The 17,026-nt window shown below is 71.8% G+C and carries 14 protein-coding genes and 5 tRNA genes; 6 read left to right on the top strand and 13 right to left on the bottom strand.

The features are described 5' to 3' along the window. Positions 1–20 precede the first annotated feature (20 nt). Positions 21–842 (bottom strand): aminotransferase class IV, encoded by an 822-nt coding sequence (locus tag JEQ17_RS37985; protein ID WP_200399467.1) that lies wholly within the window; start codon positions 840–842, stop codon positions 21–23. Next, entirely contained in the window at positions 839–1,894 is a 1,056-nt protein-coding gene (locus JEQ17_RS37980; protein WP_200399466.1) for a chorismate-binding protein, read from the bottom strand. Before JEQ17_RS37980 ends, JEQ17_RS37985 begins: the two co-directional genes overlap by 4 nt. A gap of 156 nt (positions 1,895–2,050) precedes the next feature. On the opposite strand from JEQ17_RS37980, the gene JEQ17_RS37975 reads away from it, so the two are divergent. The 5 genes from JEQ17_RS37975 to JEQ17_RS37955 all read left to right on the top strand — a co-directional run bounded on the left by JEQ17_RS37975 (position 2,051) and on the right by JEQ17_RS37955 (position 2,521). Further along, positions 2,051–2,123: transfer RNA gene (locus tag JEQ17_RS37975), tRNA-Gly, on the top strand. 39 nt (positions 2,124–2,162) lie between these two features. Then, positions 2,163–2,236, top strand: a tRNA-Cys gene (locus JEQ17_RS37970). Between the two features lies 1 nt (position 2,237). Next, positions 2,238–2,309: transfer RNA gene (locus JEQ17_RS37965), tRNA-Val, on the top strand. A gap of 36 nt (positions 2,310–2,345) precedes the next feature. Beyond that, positions 2,346–2,417: transfer RNA gene (locus JEQ17_RS37960), tRNA-Val, on the top strand. 29 nt (positions 2,418–2,446) lie between these two features. Then, positions 2,447–2,521: transfer RNA gene (locus tag JEQ17_RS37955), tRNA-Val, on the top strand. Positions 2,522–2,578: 57 nt separating this feature from the next. Here JEQ17_RS37955 and JEQ17_RS37950 read toward each other — a convergent pair. From JEQ17_RS37950 to JEQ17_RS37935, 4 genes are all read right to left on the bottom strand, one after another. Next, positions 2,579–2,884, bottom strand: coding sequence for a TFIIB-type zinc ribbon-containing protein (locus tag JEQ17_RS37950; RefSeq protein WP_200399465.1), 306 nt, complete (start codon positions 2,882–2,884; stop codon positions 2,579–2,581). Positions 2,885–2,958: 74 nt separating this feature from the next. Next, entirely contained in the window at positions 2,959–3,906 is a 948-nt protein-coding gene (locus JEQ17_RS37945) for an aminoglycoside phosphotransferase family protein (RefSeq protein ID WP_200399464.1), read from the bottom strand. A gap of 308 nt (positions 3,907–4,214) precedes the next feature. Beyond that, positions 4,215–4,424 (bottom strand): hypothetical protein, encoded by a 210-nt coding sequence (locus JEQ17_RS37940; protein ID WP_055618075.1) that lies wholly within the window; start codon positions 4,422–4,424, stop codon positions 4,215–4,217. A 232-nt stretch (positions 4,425–4,656) separates the two neighbouring features. Beyond that, positions 4,657–4,923 (bottom strand): hypothetical protein, encoded by a 267-nt coding sequence (locus tag JEQ17_RS37935; RefSeq protein ID WP_055511046.1) that lies wholly within the window; start codon positions 4,921–4,923, stop codon positions 4,657–4,659. A gap of 196 nt (positions 4,924–5,119) precedes the next feature. Here JEQ17_RS37935 and JEQ17_RS37930 point away from each other — a divergent pair, with 196 nt between their 5' ends. After that, entirely contained in the window at positions 5,120–6,403 is a 1,284-nt protein-coding gene (locus JEQ17_RS37930; protein ID WP_200401933.1) for a serine/threonine-protein kinase, read from the top strand. A 74-nt stretch (positions 6,404–6,477) separates the two neighbouring features. Here the strand turns inward: JEQ17_RS37930 and JEQ17_RS37925 are convergent, their stop codons facing one another. The 7 genes from JEQ17_RS37925 to JEQ17_RS37895 form a co-directional block, all read right to left on the bottom strand. After that, entirely contained in the window at positions 6,478–7,296 is an 819-nt protein-coding gene (locus tag JEQ17_RS37925; RefSeq protein ID WP_143635483.1) for a TrmH family RNA methyltransferase, read from the bottom strand. Positions 7,297–7,360: 64 nt separating this feature from the next. Continuing rightward, the gene (gene cobA, locus JEQ17_RS37920; protein WP_200399463.1) at positions 7,361–8,605 is read right to left on the bottom strand and encodes a uroporphyrinogen-III C-methyltransferase; all 1,245 of its coding nucleotides are present in this window, start codon (positions 8,603–8,605) and stop codon (positions 7,361–7,363) included. 246 nt (positions 8,606–8,851) lie between these two features. After that, positions 8,852–12,757: a nicotinate-nucleotide--dimethylbenzimidazole phosphoribosyltransferase gene (gene cobT, locus JEQ17_RS37915; protein ID WP_200399462.1), complete on the bottom strand. Its 3,906-nt coding sequence runs from the start codon at positions 12,755–12,757 to the stop codon at positions 8,852–8,854. A gap of 339 nt (positions 12,758–13,096) precedes the next feature. Next, positions 13,097–14,308, bottom strand: a complete 1,212-nt coding sequence (gene cbiE / locus JEQ17_RS37910) for a precorrin-6y C5,15-methyltransferase (decarboxylating) subunit CbiE (RefSeq protein WP_200399461.1) — start codon at positions 14,306–14,308, stop codon at positions 13,097–13,099. Between the two features lie 175 nt (positions 14,309–14,483). Next, positions 14,484–15,122, bottom strand: a complete 639-nt coding sequence (locus JEQ17_RS37905) for a GNAT family N-acetyltransferase (protein WP_200399460.1) — start codon at positions 15,120–15,122, stop codon at positions 14,484–14,486. Between the two features lie 132 nt (positions 15,123–15,254). After that, positions 15,255–16,085, bottom strand: coding sequence for a MetQ/NlpA family ABC transporter substrate-binding protein (locus JEQ17_RS37900; protein ID WP_200399459.1), 831 nt, complete (start codon positions 16,083–16,085; stop codon positions 15,255–15,257). A gap of 31 nt (positions 16,086–16,116) precedes the next feature. Next, positions 16,117–16,944 carry a MetQ/NlpA family ABC transporter substrate-binding protein gene (locus JEQ17_RS37895; protein ID WP_200399458.1) on the bottom strand — a complete coding sequence of 276 codons (828 nt, stop codon included), beginning with the start codon at positions 16,942–16,944 and terminating at the stop codon, positions 16,117–16,119. Positions 16,945–17,026: the final 82 nt, after the last annotated feature.

Below are 17,026 nucleotides of genomic sequence, written 5' to 3'. Positions count from 1 at the left end.
GGTTATGGGCGCCGGTCCTGTCAGGGGTCGAGGTCGTCGCCCGCCCGCTCGTCGAAGATCCGCATCGCCTTGGCGGTCACCGGGCCCGGTGCGCCCGGCAGTTGACGGCCGTCGACCCGGTGCACTCCCTGCACATCGCGCAGCGACGAGGTCAGGAAGATCTCGTCGGCCCGTTCCAGGACGTCCAGCGGCAGGTCGCTCTCCCTGGCGCCCGTCCACTCGACCGTGAGGGCCCGGGTGATGCCCGCGAGGCAGCCGGAGGCCACCGGCGGGGTGTGGATCTCGCCGTCGAGGACGACGAAGACGTTGGAGCCCGTGCCCTCGCAGAGCTGTCCGACCGTGTTCGCGAACAGTGCCTCGGACGCGCCCTGTTCGCGCGCGCGGGCGAGGGCGACGACGTTCTCGGCGTACGAGGTCGTCTTGAGGCCTGTGAGTGTGCCGCGTTCGTTGCGGGTCCAGGGCACGGTGATCACGGCGGTGGAGTCCGGGCGCCGGGTGGCCTCGCCGAGGGCGACGACCAGGGTCGGTCCGTGCTCCCCGCGGTCGGAGCCGAGCGGGCCGTGGCCCCCGGTGTACGTGATCCGCAGCCGGCCGAGCGGCATCGGGTTGGCCTCCAGGACGGCCGCGCAGGCCCGGCGCACCTCGTCGTGGTCGGGCTCGGGCAGCCCGAGGCCGAGCGCCGAGCGCGACAGCCGGTCGAGGTGGCGGGTGAGCGCGAACGGACGGCCGGCCACCGCCTTCGCGGTCTCGAAGACGCCGTCGCCCACGGTCAGCCCGTGGTCGAAGACGGAGACACGGGCCGACTCGCTGTCCTGCAGCCGGCCGTCGAGCCAGAGCTTCACCTGTGGGTCCCTTCACTTGCGTCGTACACCCCTGGGTACACCCCCGACGCTACAGCGAGCAGCCGCGCGGCCTTCAGTTCGGTCTCCTCCCACTCGCGCTCGGGGTCCGAACCCCAGGTGATGCCCGCGCCGGAGCCGAAGCGCAGCACGCCCTCCGCCCGGTCGATCCAGAAGGTGCGGATGCCGACGGCCAGCTCTCCGGTGCCGCGGTCCGCGTCGACCCAGCCGATGCCGCCGCAGTACGGGCCCCGCGGCGCCGTCTCCAGGGCCTCGATGATCCGCAGGGCGCTGGACTTCGGCGCGCCGGTCACCGAGCCGGGCGGGAACGTCGCGGCCAGCAGTTCCGGCCAGCCCGCGCCCTCGCGCAGTTCGCCGCGGACGGTGGAGACGAGGTGGACCAGCCCCGGGTGCTTCTCGACGACGCACAGGTCGGGCACGGTCACGCTGCCCGTGGCGCACACCCTGCCCAGGTCGTTGCGCACCAGATCCACGATCATCACGTTCTCGGCGTGATCCTTCTCCAGCAGGTCCGCCTCGGTCCGCCCGGTGCCCTTGATGGGCCCCGACTCGACCACCGTCCCGTCGACCCTGAGGAAGAGCTCGGGTGACGCGGTGGCTGTCTCCACGTCGTGGCCGGGCAGGCGAATCGTTCCGGCATACGGTGCCGGGTTGCCGCGCGCCAGCAGAGCGGTCAGCGCGTCCACGTCGGCGTCGGGCGCGACGGGCGCCGACAGGACCCGGCAGAGGTTCGCCTGGTACACGTCACCGGCCGCGATGTGCTCCCGGATCCGCCGCACACCCGCCGTGTACGCGGCGCGGTCGAGCGACGACGTCCAGTCACCGATCGCCGGGCCGCGCCACTCCCCCGGCACCGGCGCGGGAACGGGTTCCCGTCGTACGTCCGCGAAACGGGCGCAGACGAGCCGCCCCTCGAAGTCCGCGCTGACGGCCCAGAAGCCACTGGAGTCCAGGGCCGCCGGGTCGCCGGTGACATCGAGGAGACCGGTCGCGACGATGTTGCCGAAACGGGCGAGAGCTGGGAGGTCGTGCACGGCTGTGAGTCTATGGCGGGTGACCCGCGGGTGCCCTGACCGTGTCCTGGAGCGGGCGTAGCGCAGCACGCTGCACAAACGCGTTTTTGTGCTGGCCCCGGAATCCGCTAGAGTTCAACACGTCGCCGGGACGCTCACGCGAACCGGAAACGACAAGCGGACGTAGCTCAGTTGGTAGAGCGCAACCTTGCCAAGGTTGAGGTCGCCAGTTCGAACCTGGTCGTCCGCTCGCAGGAAGTGGGGGATCTTCCCGAACCCCCGCACTCCTGGTGGAGTGGCCGAGAGGCGAGGCAACGGCCTGCAAAGCCGTCTACACGGGTTCAAATCCCGTCTCCACCTCCAAGGACGATTAGCTCAGCGGGAGAGCGCTTCCCTGACACGGAAGAGGTCACTGGTTCAATCCCAGTATCGTCCACTGGATCTTCCGGTACGTTCGGCGAGATCCGATCCCGCGCGATTAGCTCAGCGGGAGAGCGCTTCCCTGACACGGAAGAGGTCACTGGTTCAATCCCAGTATCGCGCACGCACCAGCACCACCCGCAGGTCCCACCTGCGCGATTAGCTCAGCGGGAGAGCGCTTCCCTGACACGGAAGAGGTCACTGGTTCAATCCCAGTATCGCGCACCAGCCGAAGCCCCCGGCCGTCTCGTACGGTCGGGGGCTTCGTCGTTCCTCCGGGTCCGGTCAGGAGGAGAAGAGCATGTGGCCGAAGCTCTTGTGACGCTTGTTGTGGCCGTAGTGACCGCCATGGCCGCCGTGACCGCCATGACCACCGTGCGGGGCGCCCCAGGCGGGTGCGGGAGCGGACGGGTACGCCTGCGGGACACCCGGGGGCGGCGGCGCGGGCTGCGAGTACTGGCCCTCCAGACGGGCCAGCGACTCCAGCTCGCCGTAGTCGAGAAATATCCCGCGGCAGCCGCTGCACTGCTCGATCTGGACGCCATTGCGGTTGTACGTGTGCATGGGCGCGTGACACTTCGGACACTGCATGCTCGGCTCAACTCCTCGCCGGTCGGTACTGCTTCCGCCAGGACAGACTCCGCCCGGCTTCGGTCGGTTGCACCCTACGTCGCGTATTCTCCCGCCAACTCCGGCGGGTGTGTGGCCATTCGGCCACAAGCATCGATCACGGACGTTTCCACCTCGTCCAACGGACGCTCCGCCGCGAGGGACTTGGCGATCGCCAGGGCCGCGGTCTGCACGGTCAGGGCGCGGGCCGGGACGTCGAGGGCCGGCCAGGGGTCGCCGTCCGCCGGGACGGCCGGACCTCCGGCCTGCTGGTAGGCGGTGAGGAAGCGGGCCCACTCGTCGGGCGGCAGGAGCCCGCAGGCGAACCAGGCCGCGGGGCGGGCCAGGTCCCACGCGGGCTCGCCCAGGCCCAGGTCGTCGATGTCGATGAGCAGCCAGTCGCCGCCCCGCGTCCGCACCAGCTGGCCCAGGTGGAGGTCGCCGTGGCACAGCGTTCGCGCGTACGGCGTCGGGGCCTCGTCCCTCGCCCAGGGGGGCAGGACGGCCCAGGCGCGCAGGACCGGGGCGGCCGCCGGGTGCGGGCCGGCCGCGTGGAGGCGGGCGACGGCACGGGCCGCCTTGGCAGGGCCTCGCATGGGCGGGATGCCGGGCGGGAGTACGGACCGCGGTGTCCGGTGCAGCCGCGCGAGGAGGGTGGCGGCCGCCTCCCAGGGGGCGGCGTCGGGGTCGTCCCGGTCCACGGGACTGCCGTACGGCCAGAAGGTGACCGGCCGCCCGTGCGACTCGACCGCGCTCGGCCTCAGCGGTGGGAGGAGGATGCCGTCGAGCCGGGGGTGCGCCGCGACCGCCATCCTTGCCGCCAGCTCACCGGGATCGGTGTCGGCGGCGTGCGCCTTCGCCACGGTGCCGGCATGCCGGACGACGGTGCCGTCGGGCCGGTCGGCCAAGACGGAGGTCTCCGCACCACAGACACACGCTTCCGCCGCCGGATGAGCAACGGCCCGCACCTTCGCCCTGAGCACGGGCAGCACGTCTGCGGTCACTCGGGTCCCCCTCAGGTCGTACGGCGCCGACTACCCCCGTGAGCGTACGCAAGCGTCAAATGAGCCTGAGACCGCAACCATCAATTGAGGAATCACAACGGCGAGCAATTTGGTCCGCGAGAGCGGCGCCGGTTTAGGCGCAGAGGAGAGCCCGCGAGAGCGGCGCCGGTTTAGGTGCAAAAGACAGCAATGCGGGCGCAGCTCCCCAGCTGCGCCCGCATTTTTGCCGTCCGCCGCACCCCCGTCCCCACGGGGTTTCATGGCCGGATGTCCCCGCCCGGACCGCTCTTCCGGGCCTGGGGCGCCGCTCAGCGCCCCAGCATCACGCCCACGGACGACGCCTGTGTGACCACTGCTTCCCAGCCGCCGAAGACGACTACGAGCAGGGTGGCCAGAGGGAGGACCATGGCCGTCGCCACCAGGGGGTGGCGTCGGCCGGACCGGCTGGAACCGAACGCGGCGCTGTACGCCTTGCGTCCCTGCGTGCGGATCATGGTCCGCGATGCTGTGTCCGCCATGGTCCCTCTCCTGACCGTTCTGTTGAGATCTGTTGGATGAGATCTGTTGAAAAGCTTCTGTTGTCTGGCAGCGGCGGGTGTCTGACCTCGGGGGACGAGTGCTGCACCCGCCGCTTGACAACAAATCTAGGCGCGGGAGGCGTGCGGGTCGTCATGCCCTCGTACCTATTACCGGGCCTCCCCGAGGATGACCGGTGACCTGCGGAGTACTCCCCTGGGTGGAGAAGGGGTCCTAGGTCTCAGGGGTTTCCCGGAGGGGACGTCCGGTCTGTTCCGAGCTGTCCTCCCTCGGGACCGGCTGCTCGACGAGGGCGAGCACCCTGGTGGCCATGAAGCGGGCCGTGCGGACGACTGATCCGCTGCGGGTGACTTCGCTCACTTCGACCACCCCCCTGCGGACCGCTGTCTCCACCCGGCGGCCCGCCCGGCTTGCCACCACCTCGTACGTACGCGTCGTGTCCCCGGCGTCGACCACTATCTCCACGCGATCACCCTTCACGGGTCCAATCCCCCTTCTGCGACGGATGGTTGGGGATCCGCGCAGCTCAACGCCGCCCGAGTCCCCCGTCCCCTGACCACCTTTCAAGTTTCCCACCCGGCACTGACAATCGATCGGGCCGTGAGGGCGCGGCCTCTGCGCGCACCCGGCCGCGGAAACGTAAGCTGTGGCTCGTCAAACGGACCGGGCAGCGGGGATGGACATGGCGATGATGCGCCTGAGGCGCGAGGACCCGCGTGTCGTCGGCTCGTTCAGGCTTCACCGACGGCTCGGCGCGGGCGGGATGGGCGTTGTCTATCTGGGCTCCGACCGGCGTGGCCAGCGGGTCGCGCTGAAGGTGATCCGGCCGGACCTGGCGGAGGATCAGGAGTTCCGGTCGCGGTTCGCCCGCGAGGTGTCGGCGGCACGGCGGATCCGGGGCGGCTGCACCGCGCGGCTGGTCGCCGCGGATCTGGAGGCGGACCGGCCCTGGTTCGCGACGCAGTACGTGCCTGGACCCTCGCTGCACGACAAGGTCAACGACGAGGGCCCGCTCCGCGCGGCCGAGGTCGCGGCCGTCGGCGCCGCCCTCTCCGAGGGGCTCGTCGCCGTGCACGAGGCCGGGGTCGTCCACCGCGACCTGAAGCCGTCGAACATCCTGCTGTCCCCGAAGGGGCCACGCATCATCGACTTCGGCATCGCCTGGGCGACCGGCGCGAGCACGCTGACGCATGTCGGTACGGCGGTGGGGTCGCCCGGGTTCCTGGCGCCCGAGCAGGTGCGGGGCGCTGCGGTCACGCCGGCCACGGACGTGTTCGCCCTGGGGGCCACGCTGGCCTACGCGGCGACCCAGGACTCGCCCTTCGGGCACGGCAGTTCCGAAGTGATGCTCTACAGGGTCGTGCACGAGGAGGCGCAGCTGCACGGCGTGCCGGACGCGCTGGCCCCTCTCGTACGGGCCTGTCTGGCGAAGGACCCCGAGGAGCGGCCCAGCACGCTGCAGTTGTCGCTGCGGCTGAAGGAGATCGCGGCCCGGGAGGCCCAGGGGATGGGCGATGCCCGGCCGCCCGCGCCCCGTACCGCCGAGGCCGACCGGCCGACCGGGCGGCTCACCGAGAGCTACCCGGAGCAGCGGACGCAGCGGCGTACGCAGGGCACGTCCTCGCCTCGTGGCAACGGCAGCGGCAGCGGCGGTTCGTCGCGGTCGGGGGCTCGTCCGGCGCCCTCGCGGTCCGGTACGGGGAGTCGGCCCGGGCCGCCCCGGAGTGGGGCGGGACGTTCTGGGCCTCGGACCACCGGGACCGGGCGGCGGCCCGCCAATCCGCGGCTGTTGCGGCAGCGGCTGTTCGTGTTTGTGGTGGTGACGTTGTTGGTGGCGTTGGGGATCGCGGCGGCGCAGGGGTGCCAGGGGCCCGCCCGGGGGCTTGGGCATGGGGGTTCGGGTTCGGACGTACGGCTGGAGCAGTCGTACGGAGCGGGCGGGGTTCAGCTCGGCGGGTGAGCGTTCTTGCCGGCTGCGGGTGCGTCGTGGCTGGTCGCGCGGTTCCCCGCGCCCCTTGCGGGGCCGGGGCCCCTCTAGCTCTGCGGTCTGCCCGTCGCTACCGCGTAGAACGCCACCGCTGCCGCCGCTCCCACGTTCAGGGAGTCGACGCCGTGGGCCATGGGGATGCGGACCCATTCGTCCGCCGCCACCAGGGCCTGGGTGGACAGGCCGTCGCCCTCCGCGCCGAGCATCAGGGCCACGCGGTCCATCTTGTGCGGGGCCGCCTCGTCCAGGGACTTGGCCTTCTCGTCCGGGGTGAGGGCGAGGAGGGTGAAGCCCGCCTCGCGGACCGTTTCCAGGCCCTTGGGCCAGGTGTCCAGACGGGCGTACGGGACGGAGAAGACCGCGCCCATGGAGACCTTCACCGAGCGGCGGTAGAGCGGGTCCGCGCAGTCGGGGGAGAGCAGGACCGCGTCCATGCCGAGGGCGGCGGCGCTGCGGAAGATCGCGCCGATGTTGGTGTGGTCGTTGACCGACTCCATGACGACGACCCGGCGGGCCGTCTGGAGCAGGTCGTCCGGGGTCGGCAGCGGCTTGCGCTGCATGGAGGCCAGAGCGCCTCGGTGCACGTGGTAGCCGGTGACCTGTTCGGCGAGGTCCGGGCTGACCGCGTACACCGGGGCCGGCAGCTCGTCGATGACGTCTCGCATGACGTCGACCCACTTGGCGGAGAGCAGCATCGAGCGCATCTCGTAACCGGCGTCCTTGGCCCGTCTGATGACCTTCTCGCCCTCGGCGATGAACAGGCCCTCGGCGGGTTCTCGCTTGCGGCGCAGCTCCACGTCGGTCAGGCCCGTGTAGTCGCGCAGACGGGGATCGGCTGGGTCCTCAACGGTGATGAGATCGGCCACAGGGTGATACTGCCTTGTCCTGGGTGTGGTGCCAACGGCTTGGAACGGGTTGGGTTACCCGGGGTTACTCGGATGCCTCCGACGAGCTGTCCGGGCGCACGGTCACGACCTCTCCGATGACGATCACCGCCGGGGGCTTCACGTTCTCGGCGAGTACGGTCTCGGCGACCGTGGCGAGAGTCGCGTCGACCCTGCGCTGCGCGGCCGTCGTGCCCTCCTGGACGACGGCCACCGGGGTGTCCGCCCCCTTGCCGTTCTCCATCAACGTACGGGCGATGGCGCCGATCTTGTCCACGCCCATCAGGATGACCAGGGTGCCGCGGAGCTTGGCGAGGGCCGCCCAGTCGACCAGGGAGCGTTCGTCGTCGGGGGCGATGTGGCCGCTGACGACCGTGAAGTCGTGGGCGACCCCTCGGTGGGTGACCGGGATGCCCGCCGCGCCCGGCACGGAGATCGAGCTGGAGATGCCGGGGACGACCGTGCAGGCGATGCCCGCCTCGGCCAGCGCCTGGACCTCCTCCATGCCACGGCCGTAGACGTAGGGGTCGCCGCCCTTCAGCCGGACGACCGCCTTGCCCTGCTTGGCGTGCTCGATCAGCGCGTTGTTGATGGCCTCCTGGGCCATGAAACGGCCGTACGGGATCTTCGCCGCGTCGATCACCTCGACGTGCGGCGGGAGTTCGGCGAGGAGGTCGCGGGGGCCGAGGCGGTCGGCGATGACCACGTCCGCCTCGGCGAGGAGGCGGCGGCCGCGGACCGTGATCAGGTCCGGATCGCCGGGGCCACCGCCGACCAGGGCGACGCCGGGGGTGCGGGTGCGGTGGTGGGGTGCGACGAGGGTGCCGTCGCGCAGGCCCTCCACGACCGCGTCCCTGATGGCCGCCGTGTGGCGGGGGTCGCGGCCCTTCGCGTTCGTCGTCAGGACGGCCACCGTGACGCCCTCGCTGTGGCCGGTCGCCGGGGTCCAGGCCGTGGCCGCGTCCGCGTCGTCCGAGCGGACGCACCACACACGGTTCGCCTCCGCCTCGGCGGAGGCCGCGGTGTTCGCCTCGGGGTCGCTGGTGGCGATCAGGGCGTACCAGGCCTGCGCGAGGTCGCCGGGCTCGTACGCGCGCCTTGTCCAGGTCAGCTCGCCCGCGTCCGCCATCGCCTCGACGGAGGGGGTGGCGGCCGGGGACACGAGGTGGATGTCCGCGCCTGCCGCGATGAGGGCCGGGAGGCGGCGTTGGGCCACCTGGCCGGCGCCGAGGACCACTACGCGGCGGCCGGTGAGGCGGAGGCCTACGGGGTAGGCGGGGTTTTCGGCCATGGAGGTGCGGCTCCTCATGCGGGTGGTGCGGGTGGGCGCGCTGCTGCCTTGGAGCGGGCCTGACGTGCGGATTTTATGGTGCGGGGTCGTGGGTGGCGGGGGTGGGTGGGGGTTCTTTCCCCAAGCCCGCCCCTTCCCGAAACCGGGGGCTGCGCCCCCGGGCCCCCGTACGTGCGGGCCCGTCGTCGGTCTGTGCCCACCCGTTCCGCCCTGCGGAACGCCTGCCCACAGACCGACGACTCGGGTCTACTTCTCGGTTACCCCCGCCGAGTCGAACGTCGCCACCTCGTGCATTGCTCGTGCCGCGCTCTGGACGACCGGGAGGGCCAGGAGGGCGCCTGTGCCCTCGCCGAGGCGGAGGTCCAGGTCGACCAGGGGGCGCAGGCCCAGCTTGTTGAGGGCTGCCACGTGGCCCGGCTCGGCGCTGCGGTGGCCGGCGATGCAGGCCGCGAGGACCTCGGGGGCGATGGCGCGGGCCACCAGGGCGGCGGCGCCGGCGCTGACGCCGTCCAGGATCACCGGGGTGCGCAGGGAGGCGCCGCCCAGGAGGAGGCCCACCATCGCGGCGTGCTCCAGGCCGCCGATGGCCGCGAGGACGCCGATCGGGTCGGCCGGGTCCGGCTGGTGGAGCTCCAGGGCACGGCGTACGACCTCGGTCTTGCGGGCCAGGGTCTCGTCGTTGATGCCGGTGCCCCGGCCGGTGACCTCGGCGGGGTCGGCGCCGGTGAAGACGGAGATCAGCGCTGCCGACGCGGTGGTGTTGGCGATGCCCATCTCGCCCGTGATCAGGGCCTTGTTGCCGGCCGCCACGAGGTCCCGGGCCGTCTCGACGCCCACCTCGATGGCCGCCTTGACCTCCTCGCGGGTCAGCGCGGGGCCGGTCGTCATGTCGGCCGTGCCCGCGCGGACCTTGCGCGGCAGGAGGCCCGGGGTCGCGGGCAGGTCGGAGGCCACGCCCACGTCCACGACGCAGACCTCGGCGCCGACCTGGTTGGCGAAGGCGTTGCAGACCGCTCCCCCGCCGAGGATGTTGGCCACCATCTGGCCGGTGACCTCCTGCGGCCACGGGGTGACGCCCTGGGCGTGGACGCCGTGGTCGCCCGCGAAGATCGCGACGGCCGCGGGCTCCGGGATCGGCGGCGGGCACATCCGGGAGAGGCCCGAGAGCTGGGCGGAGATGATCTCCAGCATGCCCAGCGCCCCGGCGGGCTTGGTCATGCGCTTCTGGCGCTCCCACGCCTCGCCGAGCGCCTTGGCGTCCAGCGGGCGGATGTTGGAGACGGTCTCGGCGAGCAGGTCGTGCGGCTCCTCTCCGGGCAGCGCCCGACGGCCGTACGTCTCCTCGTGGACGACCCAGGACAGCGGGCGGCGCTTGGACCAGCCCGCCTGCATCAGCTCGGGCTCCTCCGGGAACTCGTCGACGTATCCGACACAGAGGTAGGCGACGACGTCCAGGTGCTCGGGCAGGCCCAGTTCGCGGACCATCTCCCGTTCGTCGAAGAAGCTCACCCAGCCCACGCCCAGGCCCTCGGCCCGGGCGGCGAGCCAGAGGTTCTCGACCGCGAGCGCGGAGGAGTACGGCGCCATCTGCGGCTGGGTGTGACGGCCGAGCGTGTGACGGCCACCCCGTGTCGAATCCGCGGTGACGACGATGTTCACCGGGGTGTCGAGGATGGCCTCGATCTTCAGTTCCTTGAACTGCTTCGCGCGGCCCTTGGGCAGCGACTTGGCGTACGCCTCGCGCTGGCGCTGGGCCAGTTCGTGCATCGTGCGGCGGGTCTCCGCCGAGCGGATGACGACGAAGTCCCATGGCTGGGAGTGCCCGACGGACGGCGCGGTGTGGGCCGCCTCCAGGACCCGGAGCAGCACGTCGTGCGGGATGGGGTCGCTGCGGAAGCCGTTGCGGATGTCCCGGCGCTCGCGCATCACGCGCAGGACGGCCTCGCGCTCGGCGTCGTCGTAACCGGGCGCGGCCGGGCCGGCGGGCTCTCTCGTCTCTGCCACGGCGGCCGTGCTCTCTTCCTGGTCGGCGGCCCTGGTGTCCAGGTCCTCCGCGTGCTGTGCGGCTACGGGCTCCGCGTCCTGGTGCTGGTCCTGGCGCTGTTGCTCGACCGGTGCTTCCGGTACGGGAGTTGCCTCGGCCTCGGGAGCCTGCTCGGGCTCCCTGGGGGTGGGCAGGGCGAGTACCGGTGCAGATTCCTCCGCGGACACCACCGCGGTGTCGGGCGCGGGCTGCTCGGTGGTCGCCGCGGCCGGGGGCGCCGTCTCCTCGGCGGACTGCTCGGCGAGCTCCTCCGGGAAGGGCGGCACGGTCATGGCGTGCGGCGGGGTCGGAGCCAGGTGCGGGGTGGTCGGGATGGTGCCCTCGACCGGCACGAACTGGCCGACGCCCTGTTCTGCGTGGGCCGCCTCCGCGTGAGCCGCCTCCACGGGGACGGCCGTGGATACGGCCGCTTCGTCGTGGGGCTCGTGACCGTGGGTCGGGGCGTCGAAGCTCTCGTCGCCGTGCGTCGGGGCACCGTGGCTCGGGTCGCCGTGGACCGCGACCGGCTCCGGTACCGCGACCTGGTCGGGTACCGCCACCGGTTCCGGTGCCTCCGGCTGTGCGGCGGTGTCGGCCTGGGCCGCCTGCGAGGGGTCGATGTCGGCGACGCTCACGACGGGCGCTTCTGCCGGCTCCGCGAACTGCGGGGGCTGGACGGCGTCCTGAGGCTGAACGGCCTCTTCCAGAACGGGCGCGGGTTCCGTCAACTGCGGCTGCTGCTCCGGGATTTCGGCCCCCGGACCGGCTTCGGCGAACTGCGCCGCCGGGTCCTGGAACTGCTGCTCCGGCTCGTACGCGGCCTGCGGGTGCGGGTCATGCTCCGCGTACGCGGGCTGCGCCTCGTCGGCCGCCTGCGGAGGCTGGTAGGCCTCGGGCGGGTACGAGCCGGTGTCGTCCGACGCCTGCGAGGCGTACGCGGCGACGGGAGCCACCGGGAAAGGCGTGGGCTGCGGAAACTGGGCGAATTCGGGGGCGTGCGCGAACTCGGGAGCGGTCTGGGCGACCTCGTGGGTCTGGGGCGTCTCCGGGGCCTGCGGGAAGAGCGAACCGTCCGCGAGCAGCGGAGCCTGCGCGTAGTCCTGGACCTGGACCTGGGCCGGTTCCGGGGCCTGGGCGACGGCCTCCGGTGCCTGGACCGCTTCGGGAACGGGCGTTGCTTCGGGAACCTGCACGGCTTCCGGCTGTTGAGGAACGTACTCGGGGTCCGGAGCCGACACGGCCTCCTGCGCCTCCGGGGCGTCGGCCGCCTCCGGGGCGTCGGCCGCCTCCGGGGCGTCTGGGACGGCCTGGACGTGAGCGGGCCCCGCCTCGGGGACCTCGGCGGCGCTCGGGTCCGGATGCACCTGCTGTGCCTGCTCCGCCTGCGCCTGGGCCGGCTCGGGGGCGGGCGCCTCGGCGGGAGTCTGTGCGGCGGGGGTTCCTTCGCCGCCGGTGAGCGGCGCGGCCCCGGCGTCGGGGGTGTGCGCGGCCTCCGCGAGCGGCGCGGGCCCGTCGTCCGGAGTGCCACCGGCGTGCGCTCCCCCGCCCTCGGGGAAGACCGTTTCTGCAGCCATGCCCTCGGAGCCGACCTGTGCCACCGGCGGCGCGACCTGCACCTGAGCCTGCGCTCCCCAGGGAGCCGCGCCCTGCAGCGCGATCTCGTCCCGCGGCACGTCGAGGTACTCGGGACCGACCGTGGGCGGACCGGCCTGTCGTACGGGCACGGCGTGGACCGGTGCTCCCGCGGGGCCACGGTCGGCGAGGGAACGCACCGGGCTGCCGGCACCGTCCGGGGTGGGCGGGCCGAGGTGCAGCGGGCGACGGGCGACGGGCGGCTGCGGAGCGGGCGAGGACATCCGGACGGCGCTGAGGTCGACCGAGCCGCTGTCGCGGCCCGCCGTCTCGTGCGGTCCCGGCTCGTGGACGGTCTCGACGACCGGCGCCGGGGCCGGCGGGGCCACTTCGTTGCCCCACGCGCCCTGGGCGCCCGGCAGCAGCAACAGGTCTTCGTCTTCGGCGGTGGTGTCGGAGAGGTAGGTGTACGCGCCGGGGGCGGGGACGCCCGGCTGCTCCACCATGCCTTGGTTCTCCGGCAGCCCCTCGCCCGGGACCTGGCCGGTGTCGGTCATGCGTACCCCTCGCCCATCGGTTAGTGCTCCAACGACCTGCTCGTCCGGAGCGGCGCACCGACCGCCCGCAATGAAGTAACGAGCATGCGTGCCGGGCGGCACGAACGACCGGTCGACAAAGCCATTAACTGGCATTGTCGCGGTCGGCCCGCCACCGCGACAGGGTGATCCGCCACGGCCCGCTGTGGACTGCGCCACGTTGCGCGTCCTCCGGTTTTCCGCCGTACCACACGCATCCCAAAACAGGTGCGTTTTCCGGACATTGACCGGCGAAATACCGGACAAGCCGAGCGCAGTGCAACGATCGGCCAGCCTACCGCGCGCGGTACGACAACCGGATCACAGGGAGCGGTCGGGCAGGAGCCCGGTGAGCAGGAACGCGACGCTCCGCTCCTTCTCCGTCCAGACCCGGGTGTCCAGCTCGACGGACTGCAGGAGGGCGCACTCGACCTGGTAGCCGTGCTCCGTCAGGTCCCTGCCGACGAGTTCGGCGGCGTCGCGTGTCGCGGCGTGCGTGACGATCCGCTGGGGGCGCCGGTCGGCGACGGCGGAGACCACCGCGGCACCTCCGCCCCCGACCCGTACGACGTCCGGTTCGGGCAGGTTCTCCAGGATGTGGGGCGCGGTGCCGTGGGTGATCTGGAGCTGGACGCCGAAGCGGCGGGCGGTGGCCATGGTCCGGGCGCAGGCGTTCGGGTCCCGGTCGACGGCGATGACGGCGGCGCCGCAGCGCGCGGCCTCCGTGGCGAAGGCGCCGCTGCCGGAGCCGATGTCCCAGACGAGGTCGCCGACGCGCGGTCCCAGGCGGGCGAGTTGGGCGGCCCGCAGTACCTCGGTCTCGCCCTCGCCGAGATCGCCGCCGTACACCTCGTCGGGCAGGGCCCAGCCGCGCGGTCCGGTTCCCGGGTCGCGTCCGGCGATCCAGCCGCCGCCCTCGGAGGAGGTGACGGGTCCGCCCATGACGATGACGATGTTCGGGTCGCGCCAGGTGTGGTCGGCGACCTTGTCCGAGGTCAGGATCGTGACCCGTTCGCGCGCGGTGCCCAGTTCCTCGCAGATGACGAAGGTGCGGTGGACGCCTTCGAGGAGCAGGCCCAGCTCGGCGGGGCCGGCTCCGGGTGAGGTGAAGACGGCGACCTTGGTGTGGGCGCGGCACACATTCACCGCGCGTCGCAGGGTGCGCCTGTGTGCGACGACCACCTGTGCGTCGTCCCAGGGCATACCGGCACGGGCGAAGGCGGCGGCCACGGACGACACCGCCGGGACGACCTCGACCTCCAGGCCGAACTCGGGGGCGCGCAGGGTGCGTACGACTCCGAAGAAGCCCGGGTCGCCGTCGGCGAGGACGACGGCCGTGCCCCGGTGGGCGGCGATGCGGCGGGCGGCGAGGGCGACGCTGCCGAGCCGGATGCGCTCGGCGGCCGCGGGCACCTCGGGGAGGGCCAGGTGATGGCCCGCGCCCGCCACCAGCGTGGCGGCACCCAGAGCCGAGCGCGCCGCGTCGGTCAGCGGCGAGCCGTCCCAGCCGATCACCGTGACCCGGTCGGCCATCGTCGTCAGTCTCCTGGAGTCTTCGCAGGTCTCGGATGGGCATGCGGCCGCCAGGCAGGCATGCGGAGCCCCGTGAGCGTACCTCGGGACCTCCGGGAGTGGGGGCGCGGGTCCGCGGCCGTCCGCCGTGCGGTGGCCGTCCGGCCACGGCGTCGGTTTCGGGGCGGCCGGGAAGTCAGTTCCAGTCGGAGTACGAGGTGAAGCCGCCGGTGTCGGCGAGCTGCTCGGCGATGCCCTCGATGTCCTCGGGGAGCAGCCCCCACACGATGAAGTCGGTGCGCAGGGCGACCCAGCTCCCGTCCTCGGTTCGGGTGCGCGCTATACAGGCGTTGCGCAGGACGCCCTCGCTGATGCAGCCGATCTTCTGCGCGACCTGCTGCGAGGCGGTGTTGTCCGCGGCGGTGCGCAGCTCCAGGCGCTCGAACTTCTGGTCGCCGAAGAGCCATTGGGCGGTGGCCAGCGCCGCCTCGGAGGCGTACCCCTCGCCGCGCGCCCAGGGGGCGACGATGTACGACAGCTCCGTGGAGCGGACATGCCAATTCGTCTTGCCCAACTGGACTATGCCGACCAGGCGTTGGGTGAGGAACTCGGTGACGGCGAGGTCGAGCCCACGGCCGGAGGTGCGCTCGCCCGGTGCGTAGCGGTTGACCCAGGAGCGGGCGGAGTCCTCGGTGAAGGGCTGCGGAACGGCGGTCCAGGCCACGACCTGCTCGTCGTTCATCATCTCCGTGAGGGCCGGAACGTCGTCGTCCTCGAGAGGGCGCAGCACCAACCGCTCCGTGCTGAGGGAGATGTCGGGGAAGGTGTTAGTCATGCGCCGCTCCGTAACCATCAGGGACCGTCGGGCCTGCTGAACTGCCCAGCATGCAGCATGAAAGCACCGAACTGCACCACGGGGCCGAGTCGTTGTCGACGAATCGACCCCGTGAGTGCGAGCGAAACGGCGTCAGCCGGAGGTGACCGGCAGGACCGACCCCTGGTACTTGTCCTCGATGAACTTCGTCACCTCAGGAGAGGTCAGGAGTTTCGCGAGCTTCTCGACCCGGGGGTCGTCCTCGTTGCCCTTCTTGACGGCGAGGAGGTTCGCGTACGGGTTGTTCTTCGCGGACTCCAGGAGCACGGCGTCCTCGGCGGGGCTGAGGCCGGCGTCCTGGGCGTAGTTGTTGTTGATGACCGCGGCGGCCACGTCGTCCAGGGAGCGCGGCAGTTGGGCCGGTTCCAGCTCCTTGAACTTGAGGTTCTTCGGGTTCTTCACGATGTCCGCCGGGGACGCGGTCGTGCCGGCGTCGTCCTTGAGGGTGATGACTCCCTCGGAGGCCAGGAGCTGGAGGGCGCGGCCCTCGTTGGTGATGTCGTTCGGCACGGCGACGGTGACCCCGTCGGCCAGCTTCGTGACGTCCTGGACCTTCTTCGAGTACACGCCCATGGGCGGCAGGTACGCCTTCACGACCGGGACCAGCTCGGTGCCCTTGGACTTGTTGAAGTCGTCCAGGTAGGGCTCGTTCTGGTACAGGTTCGCGTCGAGCGAGCCCTCCTGGAGCGCGGTGTTCGGCAGGACGTAGTCCGTGAACTCCTTGATCTCCAGGTCGAGTCCGTTCTTCGCGGCGAGGTCCTTCTTGATGTACGAGAGGACCTCGCCGGCCGGGACCGCGGTGGCGCCGACGACGAGGGTGCCGTCGGAACCACCGCCGTCCGAGCCGGTCTCGGAGCCGCAGGCGGTGAGCCCGAGTCCCAGGGCAAGCGCGGCCGCGGCGGCGGGAATTACGGGCTTACGCATCTGTGGTCGTCCTCGATCCTTGGCAGCGGGCTCAGAACGACGCGACGACGGAGCCGGCGTACTTGTCCTCGATGAACTTCTTGACCTCGGGGGAGGTCAGGAGCTTGGCGAGCTTCTTGACGCGCGGGTCGTCCTCGTTGCCCTTCTTGACGGCGAGGAAGTTGCCGTACGGGTTGTCCGTGGCGGACTCCAGGACGAGGGCGTCCTCGGAGGGCTTGAGGTCGGACTCGATGGCGTAGTTGCCGTTGATCACCGCGGCGTCGACGTCGTCCAGGGAGCGCGGGGTCTGGGCCGCCTCCAGCTCCTTGAACTTGAGGTTCTTCGGGTTCTTCGCGATGTCCTTGGGGGTCGCGTCGTTGCCCGCGCCGTCCTTGAGCGTGATGATCCCGTTGGCGTCGAGGAGCTTGAGCGCCCGCGCCTCGTTGACCGTGTCGTTCGGGACGGCGACCGTCGCACCGCTCTTCAGCTCGTCGGCCTTCTTGAACTTGCTGGAGTAGAGGCCGAGCGGCTCCAGGTGGACCGTGACGACGGGCACGATGTCGGTGCCGTTCTTCTTGTTGAAGTCGTCGAGGTACGGCTGGTTCTGGAAGTAGTTGGCACCGACGGAGCCGTCCTGGGTCGCCGTGTTCGGCAGGACGTAGTCGGTGAACTCCTTGACCTGCAGGTCGAGGCCCGCGTCCTTCGCCAGGTTGTCCTTGACGTAGGTGAGGATCTCGGCGTGCGGGACGGGGCTCGCGGCGACGATCAGCGGGCCGCTGGTGTCGGCGGCGCCGGAGTCCTCCGAACCGCAGGCGGTGAGACCCAGGGTGAGGGCTCCGGCGGCGAGGACGGCGGTGGTGATCTTGGCAGTGTTACGCACGAAAAGTGCCTTTCCTGAGGGTGTAGCTGCCCCGCGGAGGGTGTGCGGGGAGAACTGAGGGGGGTGTGGACTACGGGGGTGA

Origin of the sequence: Streptomyces liliifuscus (assembly GCF_016598615.1) — a bacterium.
Lineage (GTDB): Bacteria > Actinomycetota > Actinomycetes > Streptomycetales > Streptomycetaceae > Streptomyces > Streptomyces liliifuscus.
Note: the sequence above shows the minus strand (reverse complement) of the source record. Positions and strands in the feature narration are given on the sequence as shown.

What these genes read in the sequence shown, in the direction of transcription:
- JEQ17_RS37900 (WP_200399459.1), bottom strand. Translation starts at nt 16,085, where the DNA reads ATGCGTAAGCCCGTAATTCCCGCCGCCGCGGCCGCGCTTGCCCTGGGA.
- cobT (WP_200399462.1), bottom strand. Translation starts at nt 12,757, where the DNA reads ATGACCGACACCGGCCAGGTCCCGGGCGAGGGGCTGCCGGAGAACCAA.
- cobA (WP_200399463.1), bottom strand. Translation starts at nt 8,605, where the DNA reads ATGGCCGAAAACCCCGCCTACCCCGTAGGCCTCCGCCTCACCGGCCGC.
- JEQ17_RS37950 (WP_200399465.1), bottom strand. Translation starts at nt 2,884, where the DNA reads ATGCAGTGTCCGAAGTGTCACGCGCCCATGCACACGTACAACCGCAAT.
- JEQ17_RS37905 (WP_200399460.1), bottom strand. Translation starts at nt 15,122, where the DNA reads ATGACTAACACCTTCCCCGACATCTCCCTCAGCACGGAGCGGTTGGTG.
- JEQ17_RS37940 (WP_055618075.1), bottom strand. Translation starts at nt 4,424, where the DNA reads ATGGCGGACACAGCATCGCGGACCATGATCCGCACGCAGGGACGCAAG.
- cbiE (WP_200399461.1), bottom strand. Translation starts at nt 14,308, where the DNA reads ATGGCCGACCGGGTCACGGTGATCGGCTGGGACGGCTCGCCGCTGACC.
- JEQ17_RS37930 (WP_200401933.1), top strand. Translation starts at nt 5,120, where the DNA reads ATGGACATGGCGATGATGCGCCTGAGGCGCGAGGACCCGCGTGTCGTC.